The sequence below is a fragment of the Hyphomonas sp. genome (assembly GCF_022844445.1).
Classification (GTDB): domain Bacteria; phylum Pseudomonadota; class Alphaproteobacteria; order Caulobacterales; family Hyphomonadaceae; genus Hyphomonas.
The window spans coordinates 17,245-29,491 of sequence record NZ_JALHLS010000019.1 but is presented as its reverse complement, the minus strand read 5'-3'; the positions used below and the strand labels follow the sequence as shown (position 1 = coordinate 29,491).

Annotated in this window: 10 protein-coding genes; 8 read left to right on the top strand and 2 right to left on the bottom strand. The window is 64.3% G+C overall.

The window, feature by feature from the left end; translation table 11 throughout:
• The first annotated feature begins 40 nt into the window (after positions 1–40).
• The 6 genes from Q0C17_RS16385 (at position 41) to Q0C17_RS16360 (ending at position 8,567) form a co-directional block, all read left to right on the top strand.
• Complete coding sequence (locus Q0C17_RS16385) at positions 41–2,362, top strand: penicillin acylase family protein (RefSeq protein ID WP_291208634.1); 2,322 nt, start codon at positions 41–43, stop codon at positions 2,360–2,362.
• Between the two features lie 74 nt (positions 2,363–2,436).
• Positions 2,437–5,229 carry a DNA polymerase I gene (gene polA / locus Q0C17_RS16380; protein ID WP_291208631.1) on the top strand — a complete coding sequence of 931 codons (2,793 nt, stop codon included), beginning with the start codon at positions 2,437–2,439 and terminating at the stop codon, positions 5,227–5,229.
• Entirely contained in the window at positions 5,211–5,900 is a 690-nt protein-coding gene (locus Q0C17_RS16375) for an exopolysaccharide biosynthesis protein (protein WP_291208628.1), read from the top strand. Before polA ends, Q0C17_RS16375 begins: the two co-directional genes overlap by 19 nt.
• Positions 5,901–6,008: 108 nt before the next feature.
• Positions 6,009–6,647: a hypothetical protein gene (locus Q0C17_RS16370; protein WP_291208625.1), complete on the top strand. Its 639-nt coding sequence runs from the start codon at positions 6,009–6,011 to the stop codon at positions 6,645–6,647.
• Positions 6,648–7,303: 656 nt separating this feature from the next.
• Positions 7,304–7,996, top strand: a complete 693-nt coding sequence (locus Q0C17_RS16365) for a response regulator transcription factor (RefSeq protein WP_291037920.1) — start codon at positions 7,304–7,306, stop codon at positions 7,994–7,996.
• 103 nt (positions 7,997–8,099) lie between these two features.
• A complete protein-coding gene (locus Q0C17_RS16360; protein WP_291208619.1) occupies positions 8,100–8,567 on the top strand; it encodes a hypothetical protein in 468 nt (155 codons plus the stop codon).
• Here the strand turns inward: Q0C17_RS16360 and Q0C17_RS16355 are convergent.
• Positions 8,548–9,021 (bottom strand): DUF3995 domain-containing protein, encoded by a 474-nt coding sequence (locus Q0C17_RS16355; protein ID WP_291208616.1) that lies wholly within the window; start codon positions 9,019–9,021, stop codon positions 8,548–8,550. The genes Q0C17_RS16360 and Q0C17_RS16355 overlap by 20 nt on opposite strands.
• A gap of 126 nt (positions 9,022–9,147) precedes the next feature.
• Between Q0C17_RS16355 and Q0C17_RS16350 the strand changes: the two genes are divergently transcribed.
• The gene (locus Q0C17_RS16350) at positions 9,148–9,612 is read left to right on the top strand and encodes a peptidylprolyl isomerase (protein ID WP_291208613.1); all 465 of its coding nucleotides are present in this window, start codon (positions 9,148–9,150) and stop codon (positions 9,610–9,612) included.
• A gap of 34 nt (positions 9,613–9,646) precedes the next feature.
• Positions 9,647–11,251 (top strand): stimulus-sensing domain-containing protein, encoded by a 1,605-nt coding sequence (locus tag Q0C17_RS16345; protein ID WP_291208610.1) that lies wholly within the window; start codon positions 9,647–9,649, stop codon positions 11,249–11,251.
• Here Q0C17_RS16345 and Q0C17_RS16340 read toward each other — a convergent pair.
• A complete protein-coding gene (locus Q0C17_RS16340) occupies positions 11,248–12,228 on the bottom strand; it encodes a glycosyltransferase family 2 protein (RefSeq protein ID WP_291208606.1) in 981 nt (326 codons plus the stop codon). The genes Q0C17_RS16345 and Q0C17_RS16340 overlap by 4 nt on opposite strands.
• Positions 12,229–12,247: the final 19 nt, after the last annotated feature.

Below are 12,247 nucleotides of genomic sequence, written 5' to 3'. Positions count from 1 at the left end.
GGTGCGGCAGCGCTACGCGGGCAACACACGAGGGCAGCCTATGAACATCAGACGTGTCGTTCGAGCCGTCCTCGCCGCCAGCCTGATCGCCGGCAGCGCCGCGGCGCAAGAGGTGCCGCCGTCGGTCTTCACCGAAACCCGGCAGGCGGCCGGCCTCGCCGCGCCCGGCGAGATCATCATCGACCGGGCAGGCATTCCGCACATCTATGCGTCCAGCGCGCGCGACGGATTTTTCCTGCAGGGCTACGCGGTCGCGCGCGACCGGCTCTGGCAGATCGACCTCTGGCGCAAGCGCGGACTGGGCCGCCTCTCTGCAAGCTTTGGTCCGGACTATGTGAAACAGGACCGCGCGGCGCGCCTTCTTCTCTACCGCGGCGACATGGCCGCCGAATGGGCGAGCTATCCCGCGGACGCGAAAGCCTGGACCGAAGCCTTTGCCGCCGGGATCAATGCCTTCATTGGCGAGACAGAGCGCGGCACCCAGCCCCTTCCCCCCGAATTCGCTGCCACCGGCTCGCGGCCGGAACGTTGGCAGGCGGACGATGTGGTGCGCATCCGCTCGAATGCGCTGGCCTCGAACCTGCGCAGCGAAGTCGCGCGCGCCATTGCGCTCTGCGGCGGCGACGTGAAGCTCGAGCCCCTCCGCCGCAAGCTTGAACCGCCCCGTCCCGTGACCCTCCCCAAGGGTCTCGATCCGTGCAGCATTCCTGAAAACGTGCTTGACGATTTCACGCTCGGCACAAGCGATGTCAGCTTCTCCGATGGCGCGATCGTACTCGCGAGCCGCGAGAGCGAAACGCTCGAAGGATCGAACAATTGGGTGATCGCACCGGCGCGCAGCGCTACCGGCCGGCCGATCATGGCGAACGATCCGCACCGCGCGCAATCGATACCGAACCTGCGTTACCTTTCGCACATCGACACGCCGGACTTGAAGATCGCCGGCGCCGGCGAACCGGCCCTTCCCGGGATCAGCTTCGGTCACAATGAGGATATTGCCTGGGCGCTGACGATCTTCGCCATCGACCAGCAGGACCTGGTGGTGAACCCGAAAGGTACGCGCCTCACGCAAGTGAAAGAGCTGGTCGATGTGAAGGGCGAGGCGCCGCAGGAGGTGGTGTTGAAGTTCAGCGCCGACGGCCCGGTCCTCTATGAGGAACCTCTCACCGGTCGAAGCTTTTCACTGCGCGCCACATGGAGCCAACCCGGCGGGTCAGCCTATTTCCATGCCGCCTGGGCCTATACCGCACGCACGTGGGATGACTTCCTCGTCGCCCGCGACCGCTGGGGGGCGCCTCCGCTGAACCTCTTGTTTGCAGGCCGCAATGGCGACATCGGCTGGGCCCCCGGCGGCTTCGTCCCGAAACGGGCGGCAGGCGATGGCTTGCTGCCTGTGCCCGCGGGCAGGACATATCGCTGGAAGGGACTGCTGGACGCCGCGTTGCTCCCGTCCACGCTCAATCCCGCTGAAGGCTGGCTCGCGACCGCCAACGAGATGAATGTGCCGGAAGGCTACCCTCACCTGCTCGGCCTCGAATGGGCTGACCCCAGCCGCATGACCCGCGTGAGCGAAGTGATCCGGGCGAAGCCTGTCTTCGGCATCACGGATTCGATGGCGCTGCAGAATGACATTACCTCGCCGCTTGCCCGGCGGGCGGTTGCGCTTCTCGTCGGTCTGCAGGGCCGCAATGCCGCCGAAGCGGCGGCGCTGGAAATGCTGGCCGGATGGGACGGCTATATGGGGGCCGGGTCTGCGCCCGCTGCCTTGTATGAGATCTGGACCGGCCGGCACTTGCCGGTCAGCGCCGTGAACGCCCTCGTGCCCGAGACGATGCGTGCCCGGTTCGGCCGCCCGCCATCCACCTCGGTCATCCCGGTGCTGGAAGACGGAGAGCTCCTCGGCGCCGACGCGGATCTCGTGCGGACGCGGATCCTGCTGGAATCGCTCGGCGCGGCATGGGCCGAAGCCGAAGCGCTGATGGGGCCTGATCCCGCATCCTGGCGCTGGGGCAGTCTTCACACCGCAAACTTCAAACCCGCGCTGTCGATCCCCGGCCGCGAGGCCGAGCAGCGCGTTGGCCCGCTACCGATCGGCGGCAGCAGCTCGACGCCGAATGCCCTCGGCTGGGTCGGCGATTTTGGCGTGGCCGCTGGCCCTTCCATAAGGCTGGTCATGGATGTCGGCGCCTGGGACAACAGCGTGGCGATCAACACGCCCGGCCAGTCCGGCGACCCGGCGAGCGCCCACTACCGCGACCTTTTCCCGCTCTGGGCCGAAGGCCACTACGTGCCCTTCCCCTGGACCCGCGCGCGTGTGCTGCAGGAAGCCGAACGCATCATCACCGTCGAACCGGCGCCGTGAGGCACTGGCGGCAGGCCAGAGGATGATTTTCCGGACCGGAGCCGCTAGACGGGACCAAAGCAGAGGAATCGCCCATGGCCACGGCCGCCGTCACCGAGAAAAGCCATCTCTACCTGATCGATGCGAGCGCCTACATTTTCCGTGCGTTTCACGCCCTTCCCCCGCTAACGCGTCAGTCCGACGGACTGCCTATCGGGGCGGTCGCGGGCTTCTGCAACATGCTGTTCAAGATGCTGGAGGAACTGAAGGGCCCAGAGCGGCCAACGCATTTCGCATGCATCTTCGATGCGTCCGGGAACACGTTCCGCAACGAACTCTACCCCCTCTACAAGGCCCAGCGCCCGCCGGCCCCGGAGGAACTGGTGCCGCAATTCCCGCTCGTGCGCCGCGCCGCCGAAGCCTTCGCCGCTCACGCTATCGAACTGATCGGCTTCGAGGCGGATGACCTGATCGCGACCTATGCACGCCAGGCCGAGGCGAAGGGCGCGCGCGTCACCATCGTCTCTTCGGACAAGGACCTGATGCAACTTGTCTCCGACAAGGTGCTGATGCTGGACCCGATGAAGAACAAGCTGATGGGCCGCGAGGACGTGATCGAAAAGTTCGGTGTCGGCCCGGAACTTGTCATCGACGTTCAGTCGCTCGCCGGCGACAGCGTGGACAACGTACCTGGCGCCCCCGGAATCGGCATCAAGACAGCCGCGCAGCTGCTGACCGAGTACGGCAGTGTCGAGGCGCTGCTGGAGCGCGCCGGCGAGATCAAGCAGCCGAAGCGGCGCGAGACGCTGGTGAACTTTGCCGATCAGGTGCGCATCTCGAAACAGCTGGTGACGCTCAAGGACGACGTGCCGCTCGTCATTCCGTTGGAAGACCTCGCCGTTCAGGACCCCGAGCCGAGATCGCTGATCGAGTTCCTCGAGGAAATGGAATTCCGCACCATCACGCGCCGGGTGCGCGAGCAGATGGAGAAGGAAGGCGTGCTTGAGGTCGCGGCTCCAGACGCTGTCGCCATCGACCGCTCCTCGTATATTTGCATCCGGGACCTGAAGACGCTCGAGGACTGGGTGGCGCGGGCGATCACGCAGGGCTGGGTGGCGGTGGATACCGAGACAGATGCACTTGACTCCGTAGGCGGAGGACTGGTCGGCGTCTCGCTGGCGCTCGCGCCCGGGGAGGCCTGCTATATTCCGCTCGCCCATGTTGACCCCGATGTGGCGGCCGGCGGAGGCGACATGTTCGGCGCCGACCCGCCTCGCCAGATCAGAATGGCCGAGGCAATAAAGGTTCTGAAGCCGATGCTGGAGGACCCAGCCGTGCTGAAGATCGGACAGAATATCAAATACGACCTCAGCGTCTTCAAGCGCCAGGGCATTCGCACGGCGCCGATTGACGACACGATGCTCATTTCTTTCGCGCTGAATGCCGGAATCCACAATCACGGCATGGACGAACTCTCCGAGCGCTATCTCGGCCACAAGCCAATTTCCTTCAAGGAAGTCGCCGGCTCCGGCAAGACTCAGAAGACGTTTGCACAGGTCGCACTCGACAAGGCGACTGAATACGCCGCCGAGGACGCCGACGTGACGCTGCGCCTCTGGCAGACCCTGAAGCCCCGTCTGCGCACCGAGGAAGTGACGACCGTCTACGAGACGCTGGAGCGCCCGCTGGTGCCCGTGCTCGCCGCGATGGAACAGGCCGGTATAAAGGTTGACCGGCAGATGCTGTCGCGCCTCTCCGCTGATTTCGCGCAGCGGATGGCTGGGCTGGAAGCGCAGGCCCACGAGCAGGCCGGCCGCGTGTTCAACATCGGCTCGCCCAAGCAACTCGGCGAAATCCTCTTCGACGAGATGAACATTCCCGGCGGCAAGCGCACCAAGACGGGCGCCTGGCAGACCGATGCCGACATCCTCGAGGAACTCGCCGACCAGGGCCACGCCCTGCCCCGCACCATCGTGGACTGGCGCATGCTGTCCAAGCTGCGCTCGACCTATACCGAGGCGTTGCAGGCCGCGATCAGCAAGGAGACCGGCCGCGTGCACACCAGCTACATGATGGCCGGCGCGCAGACGGGGCGACTTTCGTCCACCGACCCGAACCTGCAGAATATCCCGGTACGGACGGAAGAAGGCCGCAAGATCCGCGAGGCCTTCATTGCCGAGGACGGCAACGTGCTCGTCTCGGCGGACTATTCCCAGATCGAGCTGCGCATCCTCGCCCACATGGCTGACATTCCGGCGCTGAAAAAGGCGTTCAAGGACGGCCTCGACATTCACGCGATGACGGCGAGCGAAATGTTCGGTGTGCCCGTGGAAGGCATGGACCCTATGGTCCGGCGGCAAGCCAAAGCAATCAACTTTGGCATCATCTATGGCATCTCCGGCTTCGGCCTGGCCCGCCAGCTCGGCATCCCGCAGGCTGAAGCGGCAGCCTACATCAAGGAATACTTCAAACGCTTCCCCGGCATTCGTCAGTTTATGGACGAAACCAAGGACTATGCCCGCGAGACAGGCTTTGTGCGCACCGCCTTCGGCCGCAAGATCAACCTGCCGGACATGAAGGCCAAGGGCCCGGCCCGTGCCTTTGCCGAACGCCAGGCGATCAACGCACCGCTGCAGGGCACTGCCGCCGACATTATCAAGCGCGCCATGATCCGCATGCCGGAAGCGCTCGCGGGCTCCGGCCTGAAGGCACGGATGTTGCTACAGGTGCACGACGAACTGGTCTTCGAGTGCCCTGAAGGGGAAGCCGAGAAGCTGATCCGGGTCGCACAGGAAACAATGGCCTCGGCGGACGGCCCGGCAGTTAAGCTGTCGGTCCCGCTGGTGGTCGAAGCAAAGGCCGCAAAAACATGGGCAGCAGCACATTGACCAACTCCAATGGCCCCGCGCCCAAAAACGTCGAAGCCGCGCCGCAGGGCGGCTTCATTGATGCCATTGTTGCGATTGCCAGCGCCGGCAAGGGCGAGGCGCCGCAGACGCTGGGCCAGGTCGTCGATGCGCTGGACGACCGCGCCTTTGGCCTGCTGATCCTGATCCTCACCATCCCCTGTCTCGTTCCGGGACTCCCGGGCGCACAGATCATCGCCATACCCATCTTCCTTCTGGGCCTGCAGATCGTGTTCGGTCGCAACGAGCCCTGGCTGCCGGGCTGGGCGATGCGCGCCAAGCTGAAGCCGGAATGGCTGTCCTCGATTGCCGAGTTTGCCAACAAGCGCCTGCGCTGGACCGAGCGCCTGTCGCGCCCGCGCTGGCGCTTTATCGCGCTTGGCGCCGGCGAGCGGATCCTCGGGCTGATCATTGCGCTCGCCGCCGTTACCATCATGCTGCCGATTACCAACACGATCCCGTCGCTGGCAATCACCGTGGCGGCTGTCGGACTGCTCCAGCGCGACGGCATGTTCATGTCGGCCGGCGGCGCCCTCGCCCTCGGCTGGATCACGGCGCTGGGCATTCTTGTGTTCGGCCTGATCACGGGCGCAGGCTTTGCGGCGACGCTGGTGACCGAACATGCGCCGTGGCTTGCGGGGTGGTTGGGGTAGCGAACGTTACAGATCAGACGAATACCGCAAGACAGTCTAACTCTACGTTGACTCGACAGCGTCTCTTGCCACAGAACTTCGTCAATCTTAAATTGGCAAGGGGCCTCAATGGGATTGTGGGAAGCGGTTGGGCAATTCGAAGATAGTCAAACGGCAATCGTGACTACTGCCATGCTTATCGTCGGCGGCGGGATAGGCGTGCTAATGGGCTCTTGGCTATTTGGAGGTCGCGTCAAGGACTTGCAGTCCGCGCTGGATCAATCTGTGAAAGCGATCAACGAACACGGCGCCAAGACGAACGAAAAGCTCCTCGAGATGAACGAACAGTTGGCATCTACGATGGCTGCGCTTGGGCAATTGAAGGGAGCGGTATCGGATATTCAAACCGAAGCTGCAGCGGCAGAAGAAGTAAACGCACTGCCTGCGGATCATCAGTTGAACGAATTGCGCACTAAGCTGAAGGAGAACTGGTACTCGATCCGGGATGAACTCTGGAGACGGGCCAACGATCCGGCCGTTCATGGCAAGACGCGAGCAAAGTACTCGAAGTTCGGGAATTACGAACTCGGTGAGCTAGTAAGTACCATGAAGGACGACGGCAATTTAGACGACCGGATTGCGAAGCTTTTCCGAGACGCGATCGAATTTTGGGCTTGGCATCGAAACGGAAGAGCTCCGCTTTCCCAAGCGGATGTCCAGACGATGAGGGAATACAAGATCCAACTGGTTGCCCAGCACAACGGCTGAGTGGTTCGCGTACCCCAACACGAACAACACCCGGACGCGGCCGCGCCCCTTCCGGTTTCGCTTGATTTCAGGTCCTGCTGATGGACGTGGGCCCTTAGGTCCCGGGATGTGAATTGGGTGATCAGCGTCAGATAATCCCGGTGGTCATGGAGCCCATCATCCCATCAGCTTCCAACCATACGGGAACCTTCCCGTAACGGCGGACCCGCGTGAGTTCTGGCCTGTCACCTCCTTCGTCTCACGCTTGAGCGGACAAAAACCCCGCCGCTCATCCCGCCAAGTTCGCAAGGGGGTGGTTGTTTTTGGCCGCGGTTGTTGCAGCCGGATAAACTGGGGCGGAAAACCCTTCCCGCAGCGCACTTCCCGGCGACGGTCCGCCTTGAAAGAAAATCGCGATTCGTGCCGGAATTCTCCCGAAACCGAGGCATAGGCGCCGAACCGACGCAACTTCCACCCGCACTTTCACACATGCGGCGCTTTTCGCCGCAATGAATCGCGAGAGCGCCCCAATCCGCGCAAACGCGCGCCGCACTCCGTTGATTTTGTTGAAGCTCCACCAATGGAGGGCTTTTGAAATGGACCGAGCTGTGATTGAACCTTCTGCCAAGCGGACTGAAGCACTATCCAGCTTCCGGCTGGCCGAGAAGGACAAGGCAATGACGACACTCGCACTGGTGGACGATGACGAAAACATCGTGGCCTCGCTCAAGATGTTCTTTGAGGCCGAAGGCTACCAGGTGCGAACCTATCATGACGGGGAGTCCGCGCTGCCCGCCCTCACCGAAAGCCCGCCGGACATCGCCATCCTCGACGTGAAGATGCCGAAGATGGACGGCATGGAGCTGCTGCGCCGTCTGCGCCAGACCTCCGAGCTGCCCGTGATCTTCCTCACCTCCAAGGATGAAGAGATCGACGAAGTAATCGGCTTTAACATCGGCGCCGACGATTTCGTGCGCAAACCCTGCTCCAACCGCCTTCTGGCCGAACGCGTAAAGGCGGTACTCCGCCGCGCCCGCGGCGGCGTTGCCGGCCCCGAGGAAGGCGACTCCAAGCCGATCGTGCGCGGCAAGCTAGTGCTGGATCCCAATCGCCACGCCTGTACCTGGGACGGCAAGACTGTCCGCCTGACCGTGACCGAGTTCCTGATCCTGCAGGCGCTCGCCTCGCGCCCCGGATATGTGAAGAGCCGCGACCAGCTGATGGACGCCGCTTACGATGACCAGATCTACGTCGACGACCGGACCATCGACAGCCACATCAAGCGGCTGCGCAAGAAGTTCCGCGAAGTGACCGACGAGTTCGACGCGATCGAAACGCTTTATGGCGTCGGCTATCGCTACACCGAGTAGGCCCCCGGCAGAGCTGTATATCGGCGGGGCGGGAGACGAAGCCTCCCGCCTTGTCCTGTCTTATGCCGAAGCACGCCGGCAGCAGGTGCGGGGGAAGCGGGACGTGCATTACCTCCCTCACTGGAAGATCACAGCCGCGCAGCGACTTGCTGTGGAGCTGGCCGGCGAAGGCCAGCCGCTGGCGCTGATCGGGCATAGCTGGGGGGCAGATACGGTTTTGCGCGCGGCGAAGGCACTGGTGGCTCAAGCCTTCCTCGTCGGGGCCGATCCGGTCGCAAAGCCGCTGACGCGGCTGACGGCACGCGATGATCGGCCGGCCTCGGCCGTGCGGGTGGTGCATGTGGATGCGGCGCCTTCGGCCTATGACCGGTCCGACCTTGTGAAGGCGGCGGGCTTTATCACGGGCGGCGGCGTGCCGCGCGCGTTTCAGCAGGCGGAAACGCGGATCGACACAGAGCTGAACCACTGGAACTTCCGCGGCATGATGCAGGCACGCGGACCCGACGGACAGAGCGCCGAGGACTGGCTGGCGGCGTTTCCGGACCTGCTGCTCAGCCAAACAGCTGGCTGAGCCGCGCCGACCAGTTCGGCAGAGCCAGCGTGAGGAACAGGAAACCGAGGCCTGCGAGGACGCAGAGCGGCGAATAAAGGCGCCGGTTGAGCGAGAGGTAGGGCTGTTCCGGCGCGGCACGCTCGAACGCCGGCAGAACGCCGGCGACGCCCCGGCCGATGAAAACCAGGGCCAGCAGCAAGCCGACCGGCGCGAGGAAAGGCTTCGAATGCGGCACTGCTTCGCTGTAGCCCCCCATCAGGAAGGCGGCCGCGGCGGCGGCAAAGAACAGCGCGCTGATGTAGAGGAAGGCCGCGCGGGAGGGCACCCGGGTGATTCCGCGCCGGCCGATCAGCGACCGGGCCAGCGACTGTTCGTTAGCGAACGGAAAAGTCACACCAGCGGTCCAGAGCAAGTAGAGTACGCCCACTGAGGCGAGCATAAAGGCCAGACAATTGCCTACAATATCTGCCAAAACCGGCCTCTTCCACCACTCCCGAGGCCCAACAATACATGCAGGGCAAGCTTGCCGCCAGACCCGCGATTGAATAGCCAAGGGCCTGATCCTTACATGACGGACAGAGTAATAGGAGTTTGCCCGATGTCTGACCTCGAAAACACGCTGCTGCTGGAGACCTCGAAAGGCAAAGTGACGATCGCGCTTCGCCCGGATCTCGCCCCCGGCCATGTCGCCCGCATCAAGGAACTCGCGCGCGAGGGGTTTTATGACGGCATCATCTTCCACCGCGTCATCGCCGGCTTCATGGCGCAGACGGGCTGCCCGAAGGGCACCGGCACTGGCAATTCGAAAAAGCCGGACCTGAAGGCCGAGTTCAATCCGGAGCCGCACGTGCGCGGCACCTGCTCGATGGCGCGCACCTCGGCGCCGAACTCCGCCAACAGCCAGTTCTTCATATGCTTCGGCGATGCCTCCTTCCTCAACCGGCAGTACACGGTGTGGGGTCAGGTGACCGAAGGCATGGACGCTATCGACGCGCTGGCGAAGGGCGAGCCGCCGAAGAACCCGGATCGCATCATCTCGATGCGCGTCGCAGCCGACGCCTGATCGCGGCAGGCCGGCGACGGGAGGGGAAAAGGCCATGGCAGAACCAAGCGCCCCTCGCCGCCGGCCGTCTCAGCGGCGCACCACCACCATCCTCGGCTCGCGCATTGCGCGGCTGATCTTTGCCTCGAACCTCGCGGGCCTCGCCATCCTCATCATCGGGGCAATGGTGCTGAACGAGATGCGCGCGGGCTTCGTAGCTTCCAAGCAGCAGGATCTTGAGGCGCAGGCGCAGATTTTCTCGAGCCTGCTTTCCGATGACGCGACCACGCCGGAGCCCGGCCTCAACCATGAGGCGGCGCGCCAGACGCTGGAAAGGCTGAACCTGCCGGAGCGCGTGCGCGCGCGCATATTCACGCCGGACGGCGAACTGATTGGCGACAGCTATTACCTCTCCGACCGCGTGGACGTGACCGCCCTCCCCCCGCTGGCGGAGCCGGGCTTCCTGTCGCGTACCGGGCGCGACCTGTCGGAATGGGCCGGCAACGTATTCGGTTTCTTCTCGCCGCGCCGCACCTCCGAAGCGCTGCGCACACAGAGCCTCGAGGAGGAATTCGAGATTGCGGCCCTTGGGGGCCAGTCGGCCAGCCAGCGCTTTTCCGACCGGGGGAACCGCGTGATCTCGGTCTCCATGCCCGTGCAGCGCGTGTCTGCCGTCGTCGGCGTCCTGGTGCTCGAGGCGAGCGACATTGACGAGATCATTCGCGCAGAGCGGGTGGCGCTGGTGCCGTTCATTGGTGTGGCGGTGCTGATGGCGTTCATTACGTCGGTGATGCTGACCCTCGGGATCGCGCGGCCCTTGCGGCGTCTGGCGCTGGCGGCGGACCGCATCCGGTCTGGCGCATCCGACAAGATCGACGTGCCGCTGCTGACCCAGCGCACCGACGAGATCGGTGACCTGGCAACCTCCATCCAGAGCATGACCGAGGCTCTGCTGGAGCGGATCGAGGCGAACGAGCAGTTTGCGGCGGACGTGGCGCATGAGCTGAAGAACCCGCTGACGTCGATCCGCTCGGCGGTGGAGACACTGGAGCGTGTGAAAGACCCTGACGCGGCGACGCGGCTCAGGCAGGTGATCACCTCAGACGTGAAGCGGCTTGACCGTCTGATCACGGATATTTCGAACGCCTCACGACTTGAAGCAGAAATGACACGCCTTCCGAGCGAGCAGATCGATATTGCCCGCTTTGTGCGCGATGTCGTGCGCACCTATGAAGGCATCGGTGAAGGCGAGTCTGCCGTGCATGTGGCCTTCACGGATGCCACGATGGGCGCGCGGCTGATCGTGCGGGGGCGTGAGGGGCCGCTCGGACAGGTGCTGCGCAACCTGATCGACAATGCGCGCTCCTTCTCGCCAGGCGGCTCAACCGTGGAAGTGCGCCTCGACCAGACCAATGAAGGCCCGCGCACGATTGCGCGGCTGACCGTGGAGGATTCCGGCCCCGGTGTGCCGCCCGACAAGCTGGAGACGATCTTCAACCGTTTCTATACGGACAGACCGAAAGGCACGGCCTTCGGGAACAATTCCGGGCTTGGGCTTTCGATCGTGAAGCAGATCATTGCCACGCACCGCGGCAAGGTGTGGGCAGAGAACCGGGCCGAAGGCGGCGCGAAGTTCACCGTGGACCTGCCGGCAGCCTAGCCGACGCGCAGGGCGGGCTTGTAGCCGAATTTCTGGGCAAGGCGTTTCAGGCGAGCCGCGACGGGGCGCGACAGGAACCGCGCTGACTGCGGACGCGCCGCCAGCGCGCCGAGCGCGGCGGAAAATTTTTTCTGGCGCGCCTTGATGATGAAATCCTCGTACGCTTCGGCATCGCGAAGGGCTGTTTCGTGTGCGCGCAGCGCGCGTTGGTCCGCCGGCGAGAGGCGGCCTCTGTGGCGCGCGATGAAAGGATCGTAGACGGGGCGCTGCAGCGAATAGACGTTCTGCGTGCTGCGCGTACGCGACAGCGAGGCGGGACGCACGGCGTAGCGATAGAGCGGCTGCGGATGGACCGCGAGGCGCGCGCCATATGCAAGCAGGTCGGCGACGAACCAGCAGTCCTCGGCGACACGCAGGTCCGCAATGTATTCGGCCTTGTGCGCGGCAATGAAGGCGCGGCGGAAGATCGGTTTCAGGTAGCCGTAGAGCGGCGCATTGCTATCGACATGGTTGGCGCGCAGCCAGGCGGGCAGATCGACCGGGATCAGGGCAGCAGACCCCGCGCCGAGATAGGCTGGTCCGTCCGTGTACATAGTGTCGAACGGGACGAGGATCATGTCATCTGTGAGGATGTCCAGCTTTTCGCGCTCGGCGACCGCGACCAGCGCCTCGAGGCGGGTTGGCTCGTACGCGTCGTCGGAATCGAGCACGGCGATCCAGGTGCCGGTGGCATGCTGCATGCCCAGATTACGGGCGCGGGCGACGCCGCCATTTTCCGGCGCGCGGACAACGCGCACGCGCGGATCGCCCTTGGCCGCCGCGAGCGCAGCGGCGCCGGTCGCGTCCGGCGAGCAGTCATCCACGACGATGAGTTCCCAATCGGTGAGCGTCTGCGCCAGCACGCTCTCCACCGCATGCGCGATGAAGGCTTCGGCTTTCCAGGCCGGCATGACGATGGACACCGTCGGCGCGCTCATGTTCTCCCCGGGGCAGATC

Excerpts from the sequence above, each read along its gene's own strand:
- Q0C17_RS16340 (WP_291208606.1), bottom strand. The coding sequence starts at position 12,228 with ATGAGCGCGCCGACGGTGTCCATCGTCATGCCGGCCTGGAAAGCCGAA.
- Q0C17_RS16375 (WP_291208628.1), top strand. The coding sequence starts at position 5,211 with ATGGGCAGCAGCACATTGACCAACTCCAATGGCCCCGCGCCCAAAAAC.
- Q0C17_RS16370 (WP_291208625.1), top strand. The coding sequence starts at position 6,009 with ATGGGATTGTGGGAAGCGGTTGGGCAATTCGAAGATAGTCAAACGGCA.
- polA (WP_291208631.1), top strand. The coding sequence starts at position 2,437 with ATGGCCACGGCCGCCGTCACCGAGAAAAGCCATCTCTACCTGATCGAT.
- Q0C17_RS16345 (WP_291208610.1), top strand. The coding sequence starts at position 9,647 with ATGGCAGAACCAAGCGCCCCTCGCCGCCGGCCGTCTCAGCGGCGCACC.
- Q0C17_RS16365 (WP_291037920.1), top strand. The coding sequence starts at position 7,304 with ATGACGACACTCGCACTGGTGGACGATGACGAAAACATCGTGGCCTCG.
- Q0C17_RS16350 (WP_291208613.1), top strand. The coding sequence starts at position 9,148 with ATGTCTGACCTCGAAAACACGCTGCTGCTGGAGACCTCGAAAGGCAAA.
- Q0C17_RS16385 (WP_291208634.1), top strand. The coding sequence starts at position 41 with ATGAACATCAGACGTGTCGTTCGAGCCGTCCTCGCCGCCAGCCTGATC.